Origin of the sequence: Pseudobacillus wudalianchiensis (genome assembly GCF_001685015.1) — a bacterium.
In the GTDB taxonomy this organism is placed as follows: Bacteria; Bacillota; Bacilli; order Bacillales; family Domibacillaceae; genus Pseudobacillus; species Pseudobacillus wudalianchiensis.
The window spans coordinates 762,332-783,444 of sequence record NZ_MAYT01000001.1; the positions used below are offsets into that span (position 1 = coordinate 762,332).

The 21,113-nt window shown below is 38.6% G+C and carries 28 protein-coding genes and 3 riboswitches; of the genes, 16 read left to right on the plus strand and 12 right to left on the minus strand.

What is annotated here, in order from left to right; all coding sequences use genetic code 11:
- Positions 1-126: 126 nt before the first annotated feature.
- Positions 127-480 (minus strand): response regulator, encoded by a 354-nt coding sequence (locus A8F95_RS03935; protein ID WP_065409299.1) that lies wholly within the window; start codon positions 478-480, stop codon positions 127-129.
- A gap of 77 nt (positions 481-557) precedes the next feature.
- Positions 558-645: riboswitch (cyclic di-GMP riboswitch) on the minus strand.
- Between the two features lie 320 nt (positions 646-965).
- Entirely contained in the window at positions 966-1,823 is an 858-nt protein-coding gene (locus A8F95_RS03940; protein WP_065409300.1) for a manganese catalase family protein, read from the minus strand.
- Between the two features lie 201 nt (positions 1,824-2,024).
- Between A8F95_RS03940 and A8F95_RS03945 the strand changes: the two genes are divergently transcribed.
- From A8F95_RS03945 to A8F95_RS03985, 10 genes are all read left to right on the plus strand, one after another.
- Positions 2,025-2,417 (plus strand): hypothetical protein, encoded by a 393-nt coding sequence (locus A8F95_RS03945; RefSeq protein ID WP_065409301.1) that lies wholly within the window; start codon positions 2,025-2,027, stop codon positions 2,415-2,417.
- A gap of 131 nt (positions 2,418-2,548) precedes the next feature.
- A complete protein-coding gene (locus tag A8F95_RS21870; RefSeq protein ID WP_141676221.1) occupies positions 2,549-2,833 on the plus strand; it encodes a hypothetical protein in 285 nt (94 codons plus the stop codon).
- A 144-nt stretch (positions 2,834-2,977) separates the two neighbouring features.
- Positions 2,978-3,451 (plus strand): pantetheine-phosphate adenylyltransferase, encoded by a 474-nt coding sequence (gene coaD / locus A8F95_RS03955; protein ID WP_065409303.1) that lies wholly within the window; start codon positions 2,978-2,980, stop codon positions 3,449-3,451.
- A 420-nt stretch (positions 3,452-3,871) separates the two neighbouring features.
- Positions 3,872-4,942 carry an Ldh family oxidoreductase gene (locus tag A8F95_RS03960; protein WP_065409304.1) on the plus strand — a complete coding sequence of 357 codons (1,071 nt, stop codon included), beginning with the start codon at positions 3,872-3,874 and terminating at the stop codon, positions 4,940-4,942.
- 215 nt (positions 4,943-5,157) lie between these two features.
- Positions 5,158-6,153 (plus strand): TRAP transporter substrate-binding protein, encoded by a 996-nt coding sequence (locus tag A8F95_RS03965; RefSeq protein ID WP_065409305.1) that lies wholly within the window; start codon positions 5,158-5,160, stop codon positions 6,151-6,153.
- 12 nt (positions 6,154-6,165) lie between these two features.
- A complete protein-coding gene (locus A8F95_RS03970; protein WP_065409306.1) occupies positions 6,166-6,735 on the plus strand; it encodes a TRAP transporter small permease in 570 nt (189 codons plus the stop codon).
- Positions 6,736-6,749: 14 nt separating this feature from the next.
- A complete protein-coding gene (locus A8F95_RS03975; RefSeq protein ID WP_065409307.1) occupies positions 6,750-8,030 on the plus strand; it encodes a TRAP transporter large permease in 1,281 nt (426 codons plus the stop codon).
- 487 nt (positions 8,031-8,517) lie between these two features.
- A complete protein-coding gene (locus A8F95_RS03980) occupies positions 8,518-8,817 on the plus strand; it encodes a rhodanese-like domain-containing protein (RefSeq protein ID WP_065409308.1) in 300 nt (99 codons plus the stop codon).
- Between the two features lie 53 nt (positions 8,818-8,870).
- Positions 8,871-9,041, plus strand: coding sequence for a hypothetical protein (locus A8F95_RS22300; RefSeq protein WP_176713608.1), 171 nt, complete (start codon positions 8,871-8,873; stop codon positions 9,039-9,041).
- On the plus strand, positions 9,025-9,627 hold the full coding sequence (locus A8F95_RS03985; RefSeq protein ID WP_065409309.1) for a class I SAM-dependent methyltransferase: 603 nt from the start codon (positions 9,025-9,027) through the stop codon (positions 9,625-9,627). The genes A8F95_RS22300 and A8F95_RS03985 overlap by 17 nt, the downstream gene beginning before the upstream one ends.
- A gap of 89 nt (positions 9,628-9,716) precedes the next feature.
- On the opposite strand, the gene A8F95_RS03990 is transcribed toward A8F95_RS03985, so the two are convergent.
- Positions 9,717-10,589: a pentapeptide repeat-containing protein gene (locus tag A8F95_RS03990; RefSeq protein ID WP_065409310.1), complete on the minus strand. Its 873-nt coding sequence runs from the start codon at positions 10,587-10,589 to the stop codon at positions 9,717-9,719.
- Positions 10,590-11,050: 461 nt separating this feature from the next.
- Positions 11,051-11,335 carry a hypothetical protein gene (locus A8F95_RS03995; protein ID WP_065409311.1) on the minus strand — a complete coding sequence of 95 codons (285 nt, stop codon included), beginning with the start codon at positions 11,333-11,335 and terminating at the stop codon, positions 11,051-11,053.
- 293 nt (positions 11,336-11,628) lie between these two features.
- Here A8F95_RS03995 and A8F95_RS04000 point away from each other — a divergent pair, with 293 nt between their 5' ends.
- Positions 11,629-11,877 carry an ABC transporter gene (locus tag A8F95_RS04000; RefSeq protein ID WP_065409312.1) on the plus strand — a complete coding sequence of 83 codons (249 nt, stop codon included), beginning with the start codon at positions 11,629-11,631 and terminating at the stop codon, positions 11,875-11,877.
- A gap of 224 nt (positions 11,878-12,101) precedes the next feature.
- On the opposite strand, the gene A8F95_RS04005 is transcribed toward A8F95_RS04000, so the two are convergent.
- Positions 12,102-12,347 (minus strand): DUF2164 domain-containing protein, encoded by a 246-nt coding sequence (locus A8F95_RS04005; protein ID WP_065409313.1) that lies wholly within the window; start codon positions 12,345-12,347, stop codon positions 12,102-12,104.
- A 135-nt stretch (positions 12,348-12,482) separates the two neighbouring features.
- Positions 12,483-12,911 (minus strand): hypothetical protein, encoded by a 429-nt coding sequence (locus A8F95_RS04010; RefSeq protein ID WP_065409314.1) that lies wholly within the window; start codon positions 12,909-12,911, stop codon positions 12,483-12,485.
- A gap of 244 nt (positions 12,912-13,155) precedes the next feature.
- Between A8F95_RS04010 and A8F95_RS23165 the strand changes: the two genes are divergently transcribed.
- Positions 13,156-13,290: a hypothetical protein gene (locus A8F95_RS23165; protein ID WP_281181732.1), complete on the plus strand. Its 135-nt coding sequence runs from the start codon at positions 13,156-13,158 to the stop codon at positions 13,288-13,290.
- A 477-nt stretch (positions 13,291-13,767) separates the two neighbouring features.
- On the opposite strand, the gene A8F95_RS04015 is transcribed toward A8F95_RS23165, so the two are convergent.
- Positions 13,768-14,031, minus strand: coding sequence for an excalibur calcium-binding domain-containing protein (locus A8F95_RS04015; RefSeq protein WP_065409315.1), 264 nt, complete (start codon positions 14,029-14,031; stop codon positions 13,768-13,770).
- Between the two features lie 298 nt (positions 14,032-14,329).
- Positions 14,330-15,484 carry an acyltransferase family protein gene (locus A8F95_RS04020; RefSeq protein ID WP_077247195.1) on the minus strand — a complete coding sequence of 385 codons (1,155 nt, stop codon included), beginning with the start codon at positions 15,482-15,484 and terminating at the stop codon, positions 14,330-14,332.
- A gap of 284 nt (positions 15,485-15,768) precedes the next feature.
- On the opposite strand from A8F95_RS04020, the gene A8F95_RS04025 reads away from it, so the two are divergent.
- Both A8F95_RS04025 and A8F95_RS04030 read left to right on the plus strand, forming a co-directional pair.
- Positions 15,769-16,164, plus strand: a complete 396-nt coding sequence (locus A8F95_RS04025) for a hypothetical protein (RefSeq protein WP_065409317.1) — start codon at positions 15,769-15,771, stop codon at positions 16,162-16,164.
- A 208-nt stretch (positions 16,165-16,372) separates the two neighbouring features.
- Complete coding sequence (locus A8F95_RS04030) at positions 16,373-17,014, plus strand: DUF3885 domain-containing protein (protein ID WP_065409318.1); 642 nt, start codon at positions 16,373-16,375, stop codon at positions 17,012-17,014.
- A 70-nt stretch (positions 17,015-17,084) separates the two neighbouring features.
- On the opposite strand, the gene A8F95_RS23285 is transcribed toward A8F95_RS04030, so the two are convergent.
- Positions 17,085-17,567, minus strand: a complete 483-nt coding sequence (locus tag A8F95_RS23285; RefSeq protein WP_065409319.1) for a GyrI-like domain-containing protein — start codon at positions 17,565-17,567, stop codon at positions 17,085-17,087.
- 40 nt (positions 17,568-17,607) lie between these two features.
- Positions 17,608-17,949, minus strand: a complete 342-nt coding sequence (locus A8F95_RS23290) for a helix-turn-helix transcriptional regulator (protein WP_065409320.1) — start codon at positions 17,947-17,949, stop codon at positions 17,608-17,610.
- Between the two features lie 256 nt (positions 17,950-18,205).
- Positions 18,206-18,291, plus strand: a riboswitch (cyclic di-GMP riboswitch).
- Between the two features lie 55 nt (positions 18,292-18,346).
- Here A8F95_RS23290 and A8F95_RS04045 point away from each other — a divergent pair.
- Together A8F95_RS04045 and A8F95_RS04050 are read left to right on the plus strand one after the other, a co-directional pair.
- Positions 18,347-18,646 (plus strand): hypothetical protein, encoded by a 300-nt coding sequence (locus tag A8F95_RS04045; protein ID WP_065409321.1) that lies wholly within the window; start codon positions 18,347-18,349, stop codon positions 18,644-18,646.
- 331 nt (positions 18,647-18,977) lie between these two features.
- Positions 18,978-19,069, plus strand: a riboswitch (cyclic di-GMP riboswitch).
- 57 nt (positions 19,070-19,126) lie between these two features.
- Positions 19,127-19,429 (plus strand): hypothetical protein, encoded by a 303-nt coding sequence (locus A8F95_RS04050; RefSeq protein ID WP_065409322.1) that lies wholly within the window; start codon positions 19,127-19,129, stop codon positions 19,427-19,429.
- A gap of 1,145 nt (positions 19,430-20,574) precedes the next feature.
- On the opposite strand, the gene A8F95_RS22305 is transcribed toward A8F95_RS04050, so the two are convergent.
- Both A8F95_RS22305 and A8F95_RS22310 read right to left on the minus strand, forming a co-directional pair.
- A complete protein-coding gene (locus tag A8F95_RS22305) occupies positions 20,575-20,736 on the minus strand; it encodes a hypothetical protein (RefSeq protein WP_176713609.1) in 162 nt (53 codons plus the stop codon).
- Positions 20,737-20,892: 156 nt separating this feature from the next.
- Positions 20,893-21,039: a hypothetical protein gene (locus A8F95_RS22310; RefSeq protein ID WP_176713610.1), complete on the minus strand. Its 147-nt coding sequence runs from the start codon at positions 21,037-21,039 to the stop codon at positions 20,893-20,895.
- Positions 21,040-21,113 lie beyond the last annotated feature (74 nt).

The following is a 21,113-nucleotide window of genomic DNA, read 5'->3' on the forward strand; positions in this document are numbered from 1 at the left end:
AAATTTGCTTTAAATGAATGATAGTCTGAGAAGACAATGAAACAGAGGCGAGATAATAAAAAATAAGAGAGAATCATAAATGGCTAGAAAAAGAGGATGCGATTGCACGGCACCCTCTTGGGTAAGTTACTCAATGTTGTCTAATATAGGGATTAACTGATCGAAATATGGTTTTACAATGAAGTCCTTGGCTCCTAACTTCAATGCTTCTATAATCAGTTGTTTTTGACCGAGGGAGGAGCACATCACTACTTTGGCAGAAGGGTCAAATTCTATAATTTTTTTCAGCGCCTCCAAGCCATTTAATTTATTCATCGTAATATCCATGAGAACGAGACTAGGTTTGTAAAGGGCATAGGCGGCTATAGCTTCTACACCGTCGGCTGCTTCGAATACTTCATAGTTATGAGCGGTCAGAATGCTCTTTAGCCAGGTTCTCATGAAAAGAGAGTCATCTACTATTAATACTGATTTATTCATATTTCACACCTTCACTAAGAGTTTAAAATGCATTCAGAGAAGGCCATCTTTCTATATACAAGCTGAGATGAGCTCAATTTGGCAACCCGGCTGCCTTGGCAGGAGCACTGCTGTAGGCCCGTGGCTTTGCGTCGCCCGCTTTCACGGGGTTTGCCCTTCAATGAATAATAGTAAGATTTAAAAAAATTGTATTTTAATAAATTAACAACTAGACACCTAAAACAAAGCCATAAGGGAATAGTGTGTAAAACTAAAGGTCTAAGGATATATTACTATCCATTTTGTGTGAGGGCAACTTAATATAGTAATGAAAGAAAAAATAAGTCGAAAAATGGCTAATAACTAATGAATAATATATATAAGTAGTCACAAGAAGGAAAAGGCCAGCTTTTGCTGGCAGAATTAGCTGCTTTTAAAGAGCCGGCCTCTAGTATGTTTTAGATAGTTAGTAAATAGAAAAGGGCATAATGAAAATTTTCCTTTTATTAGAAGTTCATGTCTCCTATTCCTGGGCTATGCTCATTAGGCATTTCAGGAAGCGTTGGGACAGGGAATCCCTTCGGCGGATCAACTACTGTAAGCTCGCCTTTATTCCGGCTTGGAGACTCTCCCTGGAAAATTTCACCGATCCTTGTTGTGTCCAATCTGAAGTTAAATTGAGCATTATGATATCCCATTTCCACGTATTTTCTGCATTCTGGATATTTATTGATATCATAATTCGGAACAGGGAATAGTTTGCCCCAGTCAACGCCTAGTGTTTCGAGTGCTTTGGCAAAAGCGTTTTGATGAGCGTTGTCTCGGACAATTAGAAACGCAAGTGTTTCTCGGAATGTTTGATTGGAATTCATTTCATAAATACGTGTCTTCTGCAGGACACCAGTAGATTCAAGTACTAAGTTATCAAGCAGATCACTAATAAGGTTTCCGTGACTGTATACCCACGAGCCGTTCCAAGGGTTTCCGCTCGCGTCAACCGGCAGGGATGCCTGGGCGCCGATAATGTAATGATGGGGGTTTGCGTGTTTGACAGCATCATCAAGAGGTGCACTGTCCATCCCTGCATTTCCTGGGACAGCTGATTCACCTGAGCCATTAAGCAATTGATTAATTGTGTTTTGTACAAGCTCCACATGAGCAATTTCCTCTAAGAACACGCCGCGAAGCAAGTCACGGTATTGAGTGTCTTTTCCTCTAAAATTGGAACTTTGAAAGAAAAACTGCATCATCGTTCTCATTTCTCCGAAGTGTCCGCCTAAAATTTCCTGTAATACCTTCGCCGCCTCGGGATCTGGCTGATCAGGCTTAATTATATTGATTAACTCTTCTTTGTAATAGTACATCCGACTATCCTCATTTCCAATATAGAATGTAATCAATACTTATCATGAAGCGAAGGCTTTTATTTTATTCATGTATTCGGGCTTTCGCGAACAACAAAAATTCTCTTCTTGAAAAACAAGCTAATAACCTAAGAGGTTTGTCCATTCAAAAAGTACAAAAGAGAATAAATTATAGTAAGAACTAGAAAAGGAGGAGAAAATATGAGTCAAGTATGGTTCCCAGAAGGTAATAGAAATAATAGAAACAATCGCGGCAATGACTTTTTAAGATCAAATTCGCAAAATCGCACAAGAACAAACGTGAACATTGAAGATGAAGTGGATGTTGATGTAAGAAGCAACCTGCAAAATAGAATTGAAGATGAAATTGACCTGCGAAACATTAACGAGAATGACAATGAGTTGCGAAATATTGACCGCAATACAAATATTGCCAGAGTATCTAACAGTGGTAATACAACGATTCGTCTCGACATTAATGTAGATTCTGATTCTGTTGCAAGAGTACGTTCAAGAGCAAATTCAAACCAAGATCAAGATCAGGATCAGGATCAAGATCAAGAACAAGCACAAAGTCAGAGATTTGATATTTAATTTTTGGGGGCAGAAAGAACGTGTTATTCTTTCTGCCTGAAAATAAATGGAAATGGGGAAATAAAATGGCACAGCCGCAAAGGCCTCCTTTTGGAAGGATGGATGCTTCTTCGCTTTTCGGGAGAAGGGGAATGGCTGATAACGAGTTGAAGCAAACTGAAGTTAAAAACAGCGGGAACTCGGATGTTGATCTCAACGTAATCGTGGAAATGGATACTAAACCGATTGCCTATGCTATGCTTTGTTCATTATTAGCGACAAAGCAAATAAACTATAAAGAATTTGAGAACGCTTTAGAAGTATTAGAAGGATTAATTAAAAAAGATGAAAAGGCACGAGGCAGTCACGAAGATAGAGGAACATCCAAAGTGAAACTCTTCAATCAAAATACGCGGAAAGATAGCCGGTATGAATAATATCGCGGTCTTTCCTTTTTACATATCAAAGTGTTAGAAAATTAATGAATAAGCGAGCACTGAATAATCTGCTGCTAAAATGAAAAAACTATTCCAATCAGACTATTGGAATGTTATGATGAACAAAAAACTCAGGAGAACGAAATGAAAGCGATATATCCAGGAAGCTTTGATCCGATTACAAACGGGCACATTGATATCATTAATCGAGCAAGTGATTTTTTCGATGAGATTATAGTAGCTGTCATGGTGAACTCTAAGAAAAGTCCGCTCTTTTCTATCGATGAGAGAAGAGGACTGATTGAAAGAACGTTCGCTGGGAACGAGAAAGTAAGAGTGACGGCATTCCAGGGTCTGCTCGTTGAGTACATGAGAGAAAACGATATTAGAGCGATCATAAAAGGGTTAAGAACGGTAACCGATTACGCGTACGAAGCACAAATGGCCATGGTGAATAAGAGCTTGTACAGAGGATCTGAAACCTTTTTTATTCATTCAAGTGAAAAATATTCTTTTCTCAGTTCAAGTATCGTAAAGGAAATCTATTCTCATAATGGCAGTGTATCTGATTATATACCAGGCCATGTGGAAAAAGCTTTGCGAGAAAAATTAAAATAATCTTTCTAAGTAGAGAAAATTCTTTTCTTGCTGTAGAACTCCTTGATTTTTTATGATTAGCGCACCTGCTGGCAGGTGCGCTTTTAGTATGGCTGAACTTTGAAGAACAGCAATCTGAAAACGCCCATAAAATGACGCAAACGGTTGAACCCGTTATTTAGCCATAAGAATTTGCCAGCCAGAAAGATAGAATTTTATCGATGTCTTAATAAAAGAGTGGAGGATCCTTAACTTAATTCATACTTATAGAAGTAAACTAAAAAGGTAAATGGGAGGGACAAAAGCTATTAGGATAATGCGGGAGCTAAGGAAAGCCCTTCTACGTTTCAAAGGATTTGTCGCGCTTGAATAGATGGATTGCCGGAAGACTGTAGTCACAACATTATCTAACCGTACTTAGGTGAAGAAGGAGAGTAGGCTGTGTACAGTTATGCAGAGTCTGATTTAAAGCTTTTTTGTGAATCCTTGCTAAAAAAAGTGGGGATAACGGAAACAGATGCTAGTATCGTAGCTGAATCATTAATTCAAGCAAACCTAGAGGGCGTTGACAGCCATGGCATCAGCAGGCTGCCTATCTATATGAAAAGGTTAATGGATAAACGGATAAATGCTGCTCCCGCTATCCAGTTGGAAAAGAGTGGCTCGGTACTTATCGTGGATGGGGATAATGGGCTTGGCCATGTAGTGAGCTATCATGCTTTGACGAAAGGAATGGAGATAGCAAAGCAATCAGGGATAGCGGCTATCTCTATTAAAAATAGCAATCATTTTGGGGCGGCTTCTTACTTTTGTCAATTAGCATGCGAAAAGAACATGATATGTATAGGTTTTACGAATTCACCTTCCGGCATAGCTCCTTGGGGAGGAAAGGAGGCTTTTTTCGGCACGAATCCTATTGCTTTTGGTTTTCCTACAGGGAATGACATGCCCGTCATTATTGACTTATCGACTAGTGTAGTGGCAAGAGGGAAAATTATAAATGCTGTCCAACAAAAAGATTCGATCCCCGATGGGTGGGCAATTGATCGATTAGGAAAGCCAACGAATGATCCGAAAGCTGCATTGGAAGGAGCTGTCCTGCCAATGGGAGGGGCAAAAGGGTCAGCGTTGGCATTAGCAGTAGAATTATTGGCAGGAGTGCTTTCAGGAGCGGCTTTTGGCCCCTATGTGAACAACATATATAACGAGGAAGAGACAGATAAAGCAAATGTAGGACATTTCTTCCTTCTAATGGATATTAAAAAGTTTACTGATTTAGAAAGGTTCTTTCAGTCGATCCAGAATCTTTTAAAAGAACTGAAGCTGGTCGCCAAGGTGCCAGGAATAAATGAAATCCGTTACCCTGGTGAAAGAAGAAAGAGAGAGGAGCAGATGCGCAAGAAAATGGGTATTCAGCTAACGGCCAGCTTAGAAAAAGAATTGGCTGAGATAGGCGAACAGCTACATGTGAAATTTCCGGAGCGCTTGATCACTCAAAGTGTCGAATTTTAATAAGCAGGGGGATAGCCTAGTTGAAAATATCTCCCTAGCTAATTAAAACGTAAGCAACTCAGTAAAAGATCCTTCAAGATTTCTTTCACCTTTTTCCCCGATATGCTCATATATTCCGTATTAAAATCATGAAATAGTAGGGATTATTTTCATACTCTCCAGCAGCCTCATGAGAGTTATGCAAGGAAGAACAATGGAAGAGGAGGGGGTATTAAGTGAGACGTTACGTATCCTGTCTGCTGGTAATCGTTTTATGTATTTTGAGTGGATGCTCCAATGCCACGAAGGGAAACGAACGTAAGGCAGAGTATGTATTAAGGCTGGGACATCTTCAAACGGAAACACATCCTTATCAAAAAGGCGCATTGAAATTTAAAGAATTAGTGGAAGAAAGATCCAATGGAAGGATTCAGATTGATATCTTTCCAAGCAGTCAATTAGGCAATGGGCGAGATCAAATAGAAGGTGCCCAAATTGGTACGATTCACTTCCATATCGGTTCTGTTGCGCCGGTAACGAATTTTGCCCCAAAGTTCAACCTGCTGAACCTGCCTTACTTATTTGAAAGCAGAGAACACGCTTTTCGGGTATTAGATGGAGTAATTGGCCAAGAGATCTCTAAGGATTTAGAAAGCAAAGGCTTGCTTAATTTAGGTTACATGGAAAATGGCTGGAGACACCTCACGAATAATAAAAAGCCCATTAAAACAAGCGAAGATGCCTCTGGTTTAAAGCTTCGTGTACAAGAATCACCCCCTTACATTTCTTTCGTCAAAGCTTTAGGATCTGCTCCCGTTCCGATTCCTTTTGGAGAATTGTATACGGCCTTAGAGCAGAAAGTAGTCGATGGGCAGGAAAACCCTCTCGCACAAATTTATTTAAATAAGCTGCATGAGGTCCAGCAGTATCTTACTTTATCTGCCCATAATTATGACGCTGCCATCTTTTTAATGAGCAAGACGACCTTTGACACACTGCCCCCAGATCTTCAGGAAATTATCAGGGAATCCTCTAAAGAAGCCATCCAATATGAAAGAAAAGTTGCTGAGAAAGAAGAACAGCATTTGCTCGAACAATTGAGAGCAAGCGATATACAGATAGAAGAGAATCCGGACTTAGAATCGTTTAGAAAAGCGGTGGAGCCGGTATATAAAGAATTTGAAGAGTCGATCGGCAAGGACCTGATTCGAGAGGTGAAAAATCTAAAGTAAAGGGTGAAAAACATGCGATCCTTTTTACTTAAATGCAGCAGCAAAATTGACAAAGCAAGCCGTGTCACGATGATCTGCTTGTTTGCAGCAGCTTTTATCGGAACCGTTTACCAGGTAATCTCCCGGTTTATCCTTCAGAGCTCCACCATGAAGGAAATGCTTCCGATGATAGATTTCAGTGTATTTAATTTTACATGGATTGAGGAGCTAATCCGCTATTTGTTTGTATGGACCGTTTTTCTCGGAATTGGAACGGTTTATAAGCACAAGGGTCACGCACGAGTAGAAATATTAACTCATTATTTATCTGAAAAATGGAGAGTGCGGCTGGCTGGTTTAATTGAGGTAATCAATTCGGCGCTGTTCGTATTTTTAATTGTCTACGGCTTAAGCATTTTAACATTTACGAGCCAGCAAATTTCCCCTTCTCTGGGACTGAATATGATTTGGATTTATGGAGCTGTCGTCGTCAGCTCGATCATTTGTTTCATCCACTCTATCACACATTTATCATCGTTAAAAACAAAAAATAATGGAGCAGAAAGTGAAAAAGATCAACCGGATAGCCTGAATATAGGATAAGGAAGGTGATACACATGACAGTTGCGATTGTCGTAATAGCATTCCTTTTTTTATTGATGGCCCTTGGTGTGCCGATTGCTATTTCTCTTATTTGGGCATCTATAGCTGGCTTTGTCACTAGTATTTATTATGTCCCTTTAGAGGTAGTGCCGCAGAGGCTATTGACTTCCGTAGATTCTTTTCCTTTGCTTGCTATTCCGTTTTTTATGCTGGCTGGGGAGTTCATGCTGGCAGGAAGCATGGGGCAAAGGATTGCTGGTTTTGCTTTTGCGACAGTAGGATGGATCCGTTCCGGACTGGCGCAAGTTTCCACGCTGACGGCTATGTTTTTCGCAGGAGTATCGGGATCCGGAGCAGCTGATACTGCAGCAGTTGGAAAAATGATGATTCCGATGATGGAGAAAAAAGGATATGACAAAGGGTTCGCGGCCGCTACGGTGGCTAGTGCAGGCACGATTGCCATCGTTATTCCTCCTTCTATTCCGATGATCGTTTATGGGGTGACTGCTGGAGTCTCCATTGGAGATTTATTCACGGCCGGAATCGTTCCCGGTATTTTAATCGGCTTATCGATTATGCTCGTTAACTATTGGGTTACGAAGAAGAACAATTATTTAGAGAAGAAAGGAACATTCGAGTTTGTTTCGTTTAAAAAAGCATTTGGAGAAGGAATTTTTGCGTTGATTTTGCCGCTGATTATTATTTTGGGGATTCGCGGGGGAATTTTCACGCCAACAGAAGCAGGAGCTGTGGCAGCTGCTTATGCCTTTATTGTAAGTAAATTTATTTATAAAGATATGAAATGGGGTGATGTGCCGGCTGCTTTTCTAAATGCAGCGAAGATGACAGCGATGGTAGTGTTTATTATCGCAGCTGCCAATTTGTTTGGCTGGCTGCTGACAGCTGAGCAAATTCCTCAACTGCTCGCTTCTTCCATGATGACTGTATCCGACAATAAGTACATTATTTTACTTTTGTTCAATGTGATCTTCTTTATTGCCGGCTGCTTTTTGAACGCTTCGGCAGCTATCACTATTTTAACCCCATTACTTTTGCCGATTGCGATAGGAGTAGGGATCGATCCGGTTTTCTTCGGTCTTGTCATGGTCGTGAACTTGTCGATTGGGCTTATTACTCCGCCTGTTGGTCTAGATTTGTTTGTGGTGAAGGGGATTGCCGACGTGTCATATGATAGGCTGATCCGGGCGGTGACCCCATTTATTCTGATCATGATCGTTGACCTCTTTCTTATCACATACATTCCGCAGATCTCAATGTTTCTCACTACTTTATAGTCACAGCTCTGCATTAAAGTGATCCACTTTGTTTAACAAAGTGGATCACTTTTAAGGTTAGGAGCAGAGAATCCTTAACTTTAATAGGGAGGAATTTGTGGTTTTAAGTCCTGCTCGGTGAATAACAGCGAAAGGCAGACATCAGCCTTGCAAAGCCCGATAAAGAAGAAATACTCTAACAATACTAAGCTTGACGCTTTCGTCGCTAGAGCTCTTTCAGTGTCCCATTCTCAATTTAATTCATCGATCCCTGCCTGGTCTCTATTTTTATTAAACTCCGCATTTCGTTCAATTTTTACGTTGATTTTTTCTTACTATTTTATGCTTCTTATATGCTGCTTTACATATTTTTAAAAGTGATGATACAAAAATATCTTAAGCGCGATAAGCTATTTTATAGGTGGGCTAGTAGATGTTTACATACCAGTTGGGGTATATTAAAATCAGATAAGGATAAGATGCAGTAAATAAAGAGGGAGGAAGGAAAATGTTTTTTGAAATTTTACCAAACGAGGCGGCACAGCTTTTAGAGGAAGATAAACATGTTTCTATACTGGATATAAGGGAAGCTGGAGAGGTAGCAGCCGGAAAAATTCCTGGTGCCCAGCATATTCCTCTAGGTCAGGTGCTGACACGCACTGAAGAGCTGGATCCAAATAAGGAATATATCGTTGTATGTCGCAGTGGTAATCGAAGCAGCCTTGCATGTGAATGGCTAAGTGAAAAAGGATTTAACGTAAAAAATATGGCTGGCGGCATAAGCAATTGGACTGGACCTATAGAGTAACGAAACGTAAGTGTATAAAGTTAATAGAAGAGTGATTTTAGGGCATCCTTTAAATGGTTAAAAGAACTTGGTCGTTCATCTTCACACGGCTCGGCCAAAAACAGATAAAGGATAGAGTGGAAGGGGAAGTAGAATACCAGCCACACTTCTTGCCGAAAATCTTAATAGAGAGACGAACAAAGCAATTTAATGAAAGGAGAAGTAACGGTGAATACTTGGAATGATCGTTTTCAACATGAAAAATATGTATATGGAACTGAGCCGAATGTGTTTTTAGCAGAAATGCAGAAAAAGCTTCAGCTGGCTGGCGATGCTTTAGCGATTGCCGAAGGAGAGGGGCGCAATGCGGTTTTTTTAGCGGAACAAGGAATGAATGTAACAGCTTGGGATTATGCGCAATCCGGCCTGGAAAAGACAAAAAGACTGGCCTCGTTGAAAGGAACAGTGGTTCAAACAGATCTAATCGATTTAAATGAGGCGCAATGGAAGGAAAACAAATGGGATGAGATTGTTTGTATCTTTGGCCACTTTCCACAACAATTGCGCCAAAGAACGCTCAGCGGTGTTAAGAAAGCGATTAAGCCAGGAGGATATTTTGTAACGGAAGTTTATTCTCTTTATCAGCTTCCTTACAAGAGTGGGGGGCCGCAGGATTTAGATTTTTTATATAGACCTGAAGAGTTTTGGACGATATTTTCTGATTGGCGTATTGTCCACTTTTTTATGGGCGAAGTTGTCCGGCATGAAGGAGAGCTGCACAACGGATTGTCTCATGTAATTCAATTTGTTGGCCAAAAACCAACGAACTAACGGAGTTACATAGCGGGTGTGACAGCTAAATAAGGATGAAAGTAGGACAAAAAACGATTTCCTTTCTACAGGAAATCGTTTTTTCATTTCTATGCTTTAGACACAGACCAATGGATGGGCCGAGTCAGCGAGGAAGGTATGGTTGTGTTTGAATCTCCTTTTGCTGCATTAATTTGCGCTTGAGTGAGAAAGATACAACCAGTGAGATTAGCTCCGCTAAGGTCGGCATCTCTAAAATCGGCCCCGATCAGATCGGTTTCTCTAAGGTCAGCCCCTCTTAGATCAGCAGCTATCAGCAGTGCGCCTCTTAAATCAGCTCCACGGAGGTTCGCTCCTTTAAGAGTAGCACCGATCAGATCAGCTCCTCTGCCAATCGGTTTTCGCTGCTTTTTAGCACTTTTTGGCTGTTGGATAGATTCGGCACGTGCTAGCTGACTAGTGCGTAAAAGCAGAAGATTTATTTCTGCTCGATGTGCGGGTATGTCCAATTCAGCAAGAGCACCAGGAGTAAGAAGAGTAAGCTCTTCGGTTTTGCTGAGCGCGTCGTGAAGCTCGTGATAGATTGGAACGGCTGCTTTTAATGTAAGTGCTTCGGTTAAATACCAAAGCATCTCATGAAGTTGTTGTACAGCGGGAAATACGTCAAACATTTGTTTGGCTGTATCTGGATGTTCTCGCCAGTCCTTTCCTTCAAAGGTGATCTGAGAAACCTTTTGTCCGGCACCGAAACATTCATAAACAGCGCAACCTCGAAAGCCTTTTTGCCTAAGATCATGATGAATGCTGCATCGGTAATTTGCCTGCAAATTAGGACAAGGCTTCCCGCCGTCTTTGTTGAAAGAGAAGTCAGCTGACGCTGCAAAGGGCAGGGCGACGCAACATAATCCAAAACAATTGCCACAATCAGCATGAAGATGATCACGGCTGATGTCATTTGATAAGACTTTTTGATTGGACACTATGGCACTTCCTTTAATTCCGTCTTACTTATGTAGTTCGTGTATTGATAAGTATAGAAGGATCGATTGTTAGATTAAGAAGATGAAGAAAATTCTTTCAGTTCTCTAATATTATCACGAATTTTTTTATCGTAACAGCAGTGTGAGAAAAATTTCTCCTTAAAATTCCAATTTTATTCCTGTGAACGACGATTTTGAATGAACCATTAGATAAGTATATAAAGGTGAAGTCCAAAAGTTGTCCGATCAAATGATGTTTAAGAGGGGAGCAATAAAAATAACGGATAGCAGAGGTTCTTTCATGTTTCGCATTTAACTTTCTATTTTACACTCTTTGCAGCTAGGAAAGTCCAGTGGTTTAAAAGAGAAGAGAAGTTAGTATGGAGGGGCAGACAGAAGGATTTAAAGAAAGTGACGATTAAGAGAGTCACTTTCAGACGATAGGGTGGTGAGGGGATCGCATACTACTCACGCCGCACTTTTTTTAGGTAAGCTAGGACATTTGTTTTTAAAGCAGCATAGGAGCCGATAGCCGCATACCCATAAAACCAGCCCATAAAAATTCCAGCCGTGATGTGCCCTCTGTGGCTGATAAAGATCGAGATGAGCAATCCAATCAAAAGGGCGACAAGCGGAACGAACGTTTTTGGAATATGAAAAAAGACTTTGATAACCTGTGTTAGCGCCATTACTATAGGAACGGCAATAACGGCGTCCCAAAAGTTTGTATATACAGTAGGGAAGTCCATTTGTAACTACACCACCTTTTATAGTAGTATGGATGAATTTTTATGTTTTATCCAGAGCTAGAAAGGCGGCGCCACCTGTCCTTTTAGCCGGAAAAAGGATGAGAAGGAGGTAATTATGCTTCTGCGTACTCTAAAGCCTTTTATCAGCTTTATAAATAAAAAGCCTCTTTAATTTATATTCATGATTATCGCCTTTTTTCAAGCCCTTTTTTATATTTTCACAAACAACCTCTTAAGCATCTGCATATTATATTGTAAAATAACGATTCCTTCTTTTAAGGAGGTGAATTTTTATGAGTAATGGGTTGTTTGCTGGTGGAATCTTGCATCTGTTCCTTGGGTTTTTAACAGGTGTAATAGGATTATTGCTAGCAGTTTTAGGAGTTCTTACTCAGCTTTTTACATTGCTTAGTTTAACAGGCATTGGCGGAACATTAACGCTTCTCATTGCGATACTATGCTTTCTTGCATCCTTGCTTTTCGGTGGATGCCTATTCCTGAGAGTGTGGTGTCATTGCTGCGGAAGAAAAAGTGGATGCTAATAAGTTATAATTAGGTTAGTTTATCTAATAGTCTATCTAAATGCTAATTTAGTCAAAGTGCTTGTTGACAGCCTCTTGTTAAGAGGCTGTTTTTATTTATTTCTAGAAAAGATGCTGCAGTTGTTCGGCAGAAGGTTCAATGATAATTTATATAACAGTATCGCTGCCGCTCAATTCCTGGGTTTCAAAAGTAAATAAAATTTAATTCACTTCTAAGAAAGCAATTATCGTTTGATCGGACGTTCAAGAGTTAATATTTCATCTTCTAGGGAAGAAAACTGCTGTTCAACTACAGTCTTCACATCTGAGACAGCGGCGTTATAAAAATGAGGAGCAAGCGACTCTTTCACGAAGTCTAACACTCTTTCTGCCGCAAATTCTGACAGTTCTTCATCTCTTTCCTCTGAAAAGAAATATTGGATCTCCGCAATCATTAATTGTTTTTGTTCTGTCGTTAACTTCATAAACACACAAAATCCCCCTTTAAATAGATAGTACCGCAACTATACAGCGAAAAATGGAGAAATTGCAGTCTATACTTTTAAGATGTTATATGTACACGGAGAATGAAAAAACACCGACTGGCTGTCAGTGTTTTTTCATTCTTATTCGTCTCTAGGACCCTGCATATCACGAGGGTCGTCAGTTATATCTCTGTTGTCACGATCATTATGATCAGGGCCAAGGTCATTAGTGTCATCGCCGGGAATTAAATCGTTATCCCGGTTTGCGTCGTTGTCATCGCCCGGAACCAGGTCGTTATCCCGGTTTGTACCGTTATCATTGTCACCAGGAAGCAGGTCATTATTCTGATTTGTATCGTTATTGTCACCAGGGAGCAGATCATTATCCCGATTCATATTGTGATCATTATCATCGTTAGGAAGCAGTTTATTGTCCTCGTCTACATCGTTTTGATTAATCTCATTCCGGTCGTTTAGATTATTGTCAGCTGGATCATTATTATTGCATCCTATCAGCATGCCGATAGCTAGAAAAAATACAGGCAATAAGTGTAACCATTTTTTAGTCATTGTTTATGTCCTCTCTTTCCATTATGTTTTGTTCGATTCATATGTTGTTCAACTTCTTCAGCTTTTATGCAAGCAACTTACAAAACCGAGAAATTCGTCGAAATTTTTATTTTAATAAAACTTCACATTGAAAACGCTTTCTATTATAGTGGAAGTAGAAGAACTTTTTGCGTAGGGATCATACCTCTCATATTAAAAGGTGTGATAAAAGATAAGGAAATGAATAAGAGGAGGAAAAACAATAATGAGAAAAAACAACGTAACTCTGTCTAATTTTGTTATGAAAGATCAATTTGATTTAAATGCTTATTTGGTGTATTTGTTTAATACATTTTATAGTGACGTGCCGGCTAGGAACAAAGGAAAAATGGTAAAATAACTAAGTGAGCCATTCAAGTATTGGTTTAATATATTTGTATGTATTTTGCTGGTGAGATCTCTATAAATTGAATGCTAAGCTGTCTTGCTTTTTTCAGTTAAAAAGGAAATCGACCTGTTACTCTTCTCCTTTCTTCTCCACCTCGTCTAATAGAGATCGCCTGATTCACGTTGCTTTTTCCATCCGCTCTAATTTAAAGTGACCCTTCATCTATTCATCTCACCAGCTTTGTCGATGTCTATTGAATCATTATGGTGATTGCCTATTTCTTCATACATTTTTCGACTTTCCCATCTATAAGTGAATTTTTTCATTTTCGCAATACCACAGCCCTATTTCAAACAACACGATGACATGCATAGCAGCTAAATAACAGCATTTAAAAACAAAAAAATCATGAAGCGGGTGAGCTTGATTGGAGGCTCATCCGCTTCATGATTTTTATTGACATCGATTGTCATGCTCCCAATCTACTGTTTATCTTTCACAAGCAATGCCGTCTTTATCTCTATCTAATGTTGAATTAGCATTATAAAGTGCCGCTGAAATATACGGCTTATACTTTGTTTTTCCGCCTTTATTTTTTACCTTCGCATCTTTCGCTGCACCGCCTTGATAAGCTTTATTCAACTCGGTGCAGTTTTTGTAGGACACTGCAGCCGCATCGGTTGAAGAGGGGGAGACTGCTGATAGGCCTAAAAGTAAAGTTGAAGATACAAAAAGGGCAGCAATACGTTTCACAATCAATCAGCTCCTTATAAGTTTATTAGTAAAGTAATTCTCTAGCAGGTTTTGAAAAAGGTTAATCATTTTTTAGCATCTTACGAAATGTGTAAATAATACCATTTATTTACTGATGTGAAAACAATAGATGAATAAAAAGTTCTATTTATTTAGCTTTCTCTTAATGTTTGTACATGAAAATTGGGGTGATTCTTTAAAAATGTACAGGCCTTGAAAAAGAAAGGTTACCCTATAAGATTGATGTTTCCGCAAATCGATCGCTGTGTTAAGTAGACGGGCCTATTCATCTTTCTTATTACATCAAATTTTTTAGGTAAGGGAGTCTCCGCCATATAAATTGGCTAATTAAAAAGCTAAAGACGATCCCTAAAATGGATGAAAGCAAAAATTGCGATACAACGGATAGTGAAAGTGCTGCCAAGCTGTATTGAAGAGCAACGACAACCGGTACATGAAGAAAATAAACAACAAATGTATTGGATGCCATACTTTTCAATAAGTGATTAGAACGGCTTCTCATTTCTCTGAATAATGTAACCAGTCCAATAATAAGAGAGATGCAAAGAAATGCTTCTACAAAAGACTTGGCAAGCGATCCTATATTCCAGCCGCCTTTTGTTAAATAAGGGAAAACGAAGCTTCCGCCAAAGTATAAAATAACAGCCATTACTAATCCCGCTGCTAGCCAGAGAAAGCCTGTTTTACGAGGGAATGTGAACAGCCAGTTACGCTCGTAAGCTAGAATTCCTAAACAGAAGAAGCTGGCATAGTGTGGAACGTGAGCAAATTCTGCTTGAATAATGCCTAAAAATCCAATCCAGCGATCAATTGGGAACCAAATACGAATGACGAAGGTCACTAGAGCAAGAATAATTAAAAAGAAAATAATCTGCCAAGTGTGAACCATCGTGGACGGCTGTTTTTCTCTCGGCCTTGGCACTGGCTTCCTCCACCATACGAACAGTAGAGTATATACAAGCAGATGCTCTAAAAACCACAAATGCCCAAACTGCATATCTGGCCATGATGGCCCGGTCCAATGTGCAGGCTTTTCCCCAAAACCAAAAAAGATCTGACCGTAATAAGTAAAAAAAGAAATCGGCTCGTAACCGCGAAAATGTATGTAATACACGTACATTAAAACCGGCATCATGATAAAAAAGCCTAACAATAAAGGAATGCCAATCCGCTTAAAACGCTCAATCAAAAAGCGTCGTGATCCTTTTTTGGCAAACGAAGCTGGAACAAAATAGGCAGATAAAAAGAAAAATAAACTCATAAAAAAGGCGGCATTGACAGTGAAAAAACGTCCCAGCCACGGAATCGATTCATCCGATTGAAAGTACCACCAGCCGCCTGGCCCATATGCTTGCCCGGCATGATGGACGATTACTAGCATGATCAGGGCGATCTTTAATTGGTCGATAAAATCTAGTCGTTCTTTCTCCAAATGAATAATCCCTTCTTCCTATACTTAATGGATTTTAGTTAAATAGTAACAGAACGTGAAGAGGTTGGAAATATTTTTTGTGTTATATTAAATCATTCGAGCGGTCATTTAAAAACTTAGACGAGGGATCGATAATAAAGATAGAGCGTTTATTAAAATATTGTATACTATTAAAAAAATGGATAGCCATAATAAAAATTAAATTGATCAGAGACCTATATCATTAGCAGGGGATGATAAATCACAAAAGCTCTATGGAAAAGCCGAATTTAAGGTGGTGCAGTATGACAAAGAAATATTTCTGGCTGAATTTTATTTTTTGTGCAGGTTTTCTTGTTAGCACTATTTTCTTATTATTTATGGCGTATAAAGATTTTGATGGCCCGTATGCATTTAAATTTGTAGCAGGCTATCTTATTTATCTTCTTATTATGGCAGTATATCTGCTAACGGTAATGATTATGAGTATAAGAAAATTAAATAAGATTGAAATTAGGAAAAAAATGTTTAAGTTTATGAGTTTGTTTCTGTTGCTTAGCACGATAAGTTATATGTTTAATTATTTTTTCCAGCCTGCGAGAGACCATTCTTATGGCTTTTTATTCACATCATTAGGGTTTTCTTTGGGGGTAACTTTTATCGGTTCCACTCTCTTTAGAGAGGAAGAATCAAAATCGTAATATGTTCGATGGATAATATAAATGTAAATAAAATGGTGCTTCTCAAAAGAACGAGAAAGGCTATCGATGGCTAGTCTTTCTCTTTTATTAATGATCGGTAAAATTAATGAAGGTAGAGAAGGTCACTATTAGCAGGGGTGATATATACCGACTGTGCACCTGAACACGTTGTTCAGCTTTGAAAATACAAAATAGGGGAGCGGTTGAGATGGCATTAAATGATTATATGTACAAAACCTTTCCCCATTTAGCACTTCGGCCGCCTTTATTTTACAACTGGGATATTGGCATTCGATTTGAATTAGGTGTGGACTATGATCCTGGCGAGGTGTGCGAAAATGGTCCTTATTTACAAGGAGTTTATGAAAGAGCGACTCAGTTATTTAAGTCTTTGCATGCGCCTAACGATTCTATTTACATAGTAGTGGACGTAAGCAATTCTGCGGACAGTGCCGCTTTCAAACATAAGTTGAATACTTTTTCTAAGTATGTAAAAGAGAAGTCTCTCTTATATAAGTTAGGTCACGATATAATCCCTTATATTTTTTGGGAGGACGATGAAGATGGAAGCTGTAGAACACATCGATTTACTTTACCATGCAAAACATCTCAGCTTAGATACATTCCAATATTAAAAGCAATTTGCAACCACGATTTAGGGATACGGCCAAGTATTTTTCACCGAGTCTATTTCATAAATAGAGATAAACATACCATTTTTCACGTGTATGATGATCGGGGCTGTGATGTAGTAGCCACCTCGCCTGAAACGATTAAGGGGATCTATAAAAGGTACAATGACTGGATACTAGATTATGATAGAAACGAAATTGATCAAGTATTTAAATAAAGGAAACACCAGACAGCTGGCGTTTCCCTTTAAGCAGATGAAAAAATGGTCAATAGTATAGAATCTTTTCTTATTTAATCGGGACCCAAATTTCATTATAAGAATTTGAACGATACGGATTAGGGTCTATGTAGGCTTCAAATGAAGCAGCCTCAGCTGGTTTATATCCATTAGAAGGAAACCATTCCGAATAAATTTGTTTCCAAGTTTCTGTAATAGCACTTGGGACTGGTCCCTCTACTTCAAAAACAACCCACTTAGCTGCTGGGAAATGAATAGCTGGCCATTCAGCCGGCAGGTCTTCCGCGCTGCATTCCACAGCAATCCAATAGTCTGTTGTATTTTCTTTTTCATTAAAGTTCGAACAAATTCCTAATAAGCCTTTAATGTTTCCGCTGTTTAATTGCAGCAATCGATCAGAGGTTCCATTTCCATTCATCTCCTCCCAAAACTCTGGTATGCCAGAAATTCCGGCATCCTTAGCGTTATTGGAGAATACGCGTTTCATTCCTGCTGCTTGAAAAGCATCTCTTGTGACGATACGATAGTTCATCGGTTCTGCTCCTTTCAAGTTCACTTGGATAGCTAGACGGTTATAAGATCGCAGTTTCCCAACTTTTTTTCAGAACTTCACTCGGTGCCATGCCATGCTGCTTACGAAAAGCTTTTGAAAAAGATTCTGGAGTGTCATAGCCATACTTCAAGGCAAGGTCGATTATTTTAATGCTAGCATTAGACAACTCTTGGGCTGCTAATGTTAAGCGGCGGCGACGCAAATATTCACCAACGGACATATCAGTCAAAATCACGAATGTACGCTGAAAGTGAAAAGGGGAAATATTCGCCTGTTTGGCAATCTCTTCTATGGTGATTTTGTCTGTTAAGTGTTCTTCCATATAATCAATGGCCTTTTGTAAGGATTCTACTAACGCCATAGCCTTCAACTCCTTAATCTAATTGTAATCATTTCTTTGTTTTCATCCGGTTATTTTGTGCTCTAAGGGGACAGCTTGAATGATAGAGCCATCATCTTTTGAAAATAATTATGTAAATATAGTTTTTTGCAAGATCGACGATTTAAACAATCTAGAAAAATAATTTTCTTATAAGGAGTATTGACCCTGATATCATTTTCCTATAAGATTCTTATGATATTATCATTATTTTGTTTACGATGATAGAACGTAATCCTAATGATAAAGGCAAACTTATCGAAAGGTAAGGACGCAAAGCCACGGGTCTAAGATTGGTTAAATTATGATAGCCGGGCTGCCAAATAGGAAAATTAGTACCCTATTTGGTGACAATACGTTTAAAAGCAGGGGGCTAGTTATGCAAGAAGAATTAAAAGAAAATATTCAAAAATTTTACACTTTAATGGAGGCTTATCCAGATACTCCGGATTCAGCGTTTGATTTTGTTGTTTTTTTGCGAGCATTCCTTAGGATAAAATCTCCACTTCCTTTGCCGACAACAGAGGTTATGACAGTTCTTAAAATACATAAACCAGCGGTGTTTTTTTCTTTAAGGGGAATGGCAAAGCAGAATGACATGCTAGGATTTTTAACCGCGTTATCGACCGATTTTGAAGCGGCCGAGCAAAAACTAAAAGGCTTATTGGAAATGAATTAAATAATCAATATAGATTGCCAGCTTTTTATAAAAATGGCACCGAGAAGGGCTAAAAATACAAAGCTGGATTAAAAATTTCATAAAGCAGCCGAAGGAAAGACGTAGGCATATGCAATGGCAGCCAGTACGTTACGATGTGCTGGCTTTTTAAGCTTGCAGTAGCCTAACTAAATGTCTTTCTGTTGGTAGAGATGCTTGTTTCAGCGGAACGATTTATTTAGTAGGAGCAAGAGGCAATATATACGGGTAGACAGATGATTGACCTGAATGATTTTATTGATATAATTCTTACAGTATTATTATTTTGTATATAATAATACTAAATTATTTTTAATGATAAAGGCAAACTTATCGAAAGGTAAGGACGCAAAGCCACGGGTCTAAGGTTCACAAGCTCTGAACAATGACAGCCGGGCTGCCAAGTAGGAATAGGCTTCCTTATTTGGGTAATTACACGATTGAAGGTAGGGACCAAACTTGATGGAAGAGAACAAAGAACTAAGCAAAAGCATTCAACAATTTTATGAGTTATTAAAGAGATGTCCAGATAATGCCGAAGCTGCTTATGATTTTGTAGCTTACTTACGATCGTTATTAAAAATACAATCGAAAGTGCCTTTGCCAGCTAATGAAATCATGACGCTGCTAAAAAAATATAAACCTCATGTGTTTTATACGTTAAAGAGAATGGCTAAAAAGAATTTGATGCTCAATATTTTGACTGGAGTACCTGCAAATGTAGACGCTGCTGAAGAAAGGCTAAAAAAACTAGCCAATAGTTAATGATTCAATAAACAGTACACCTTGAAATACACGAACAATCAATCTAAAAACAAGTCGTTAAAGCTAGCTGTCTGGCATAAAACCAAAACAGAAAGAGGCATCACTCTTAGAAGAGGTGCCTCTTTCTGTTTTCCGGTAGATAAGGGATGACCTTCCTGAGAAAACAGAGAGAAACTTTTAATGAATATTAAATTTCAGTGTGTGAAAAATTCAAATATTGACAACCCTATTTCTAGACGATTAGCAGCCTTAGTTTTAATGAGCCTTTCTTTAAATAGTCATATCTATCGGTTTTCAGTTAATCTGTATTGTCTATTTTCCAATAATCCCTATTAAGGAAAAGAATACATTATCATTAGGTTATATAAAATGTAGCGATCTGAGGACATTAGGCAGATCAGAAGATCTCTCTCATATTTCTCAAGCAGTTCCTTCTGCCTTTGTTGTATTAGGCATTGGCAAAGAGGGAGAATCGCCTGTTCCCAATCCTCGTATGCATCAACAGGAAGAAATGTCCAAATACGATTCGGCCTTACATGCCAATGTGGCGATGGAATGGTTCCCAACATAAATAAAAATAAGATTAATTAATAAATAAACCGAGAAGTATTGTATATAAACTTCTCGGTTTATTTATTCTTACAAACTCCAGCGGAATACAGCCGGGATTTATATCTTTATATGCTAATGAAAATCGATGTTACGGAATAGGGGGGAGAAGCCCAGTCTATCGATTTTCTTCTTCCTGCATAAAAGAGCTTAACTGCAGCTTTACGCAAAATGAAAAGAATTAAAAAACAATCTTTATTCCGAATAGCCTTTTAAATGAAGCATATATTGCTAATCATATTTGGGATCATTTATATGGAGCAAAAATGATTGATTTCTGTTTTCTCAATTCCTTATAAAAACTGAAACTAACTTAGCATGGAGAACTATGTGCTGTGAATAACTGAAAATGAATGGCATCGGGTCGGAAGAGGCTGCCTATTTTTATTTATCATAAGAAGAGGGAGCTATAAATTAGGCTTTCGTTCTATTTTGTAATAAGTAAAATTTTTATTTTTTACCTGAATAATAAGGAACGATGAAAGTGACACCTTCTAAAGAACCAGTAACGGATTAAAAGGTGTTTAAGAAAACGATTATGGGTGATGATCACCATTTTCACTGCTAATGACAGAGCATAACAGCAAAATATCTTGATGAATTTCTTTCTTAATGGACTCTTTTGGACAGCCATAGTACTCATCTATTAACTTACCTAGTTCCTTCATGAATATAACCAATTCAGAGTCAGAAATCATCCGAAGTCCTCCTTTACTACCTAGGTAATTAAGTCTATATTACCATTCGATTTAGAGCGAAGACAAGTCAGAGGGAGTAAACAGACCTATATAAGGGAGGGGAAATAACCATGCCCTTTCATCCGAATAGAAAACGCCAAAAAACAGGCGTTTAAATTACTTTTTATTGATCTTGCCATCATTGCCCTTATCAATTCCAGTTGCGTTATTAATGGTTTGCATAATTAAATTTAGCCCTTGGTCCATTGCATTCATTGAATTAGCTTTTTGACCAATTTTTTTATCCTTTGTCTGTTTTTTCATCCTTACCACTCCTTAACATATAGTGTTTGCTGCAGGCTGAAAAATATTCACAAGAAGTAAAAGGGTAAATAAAT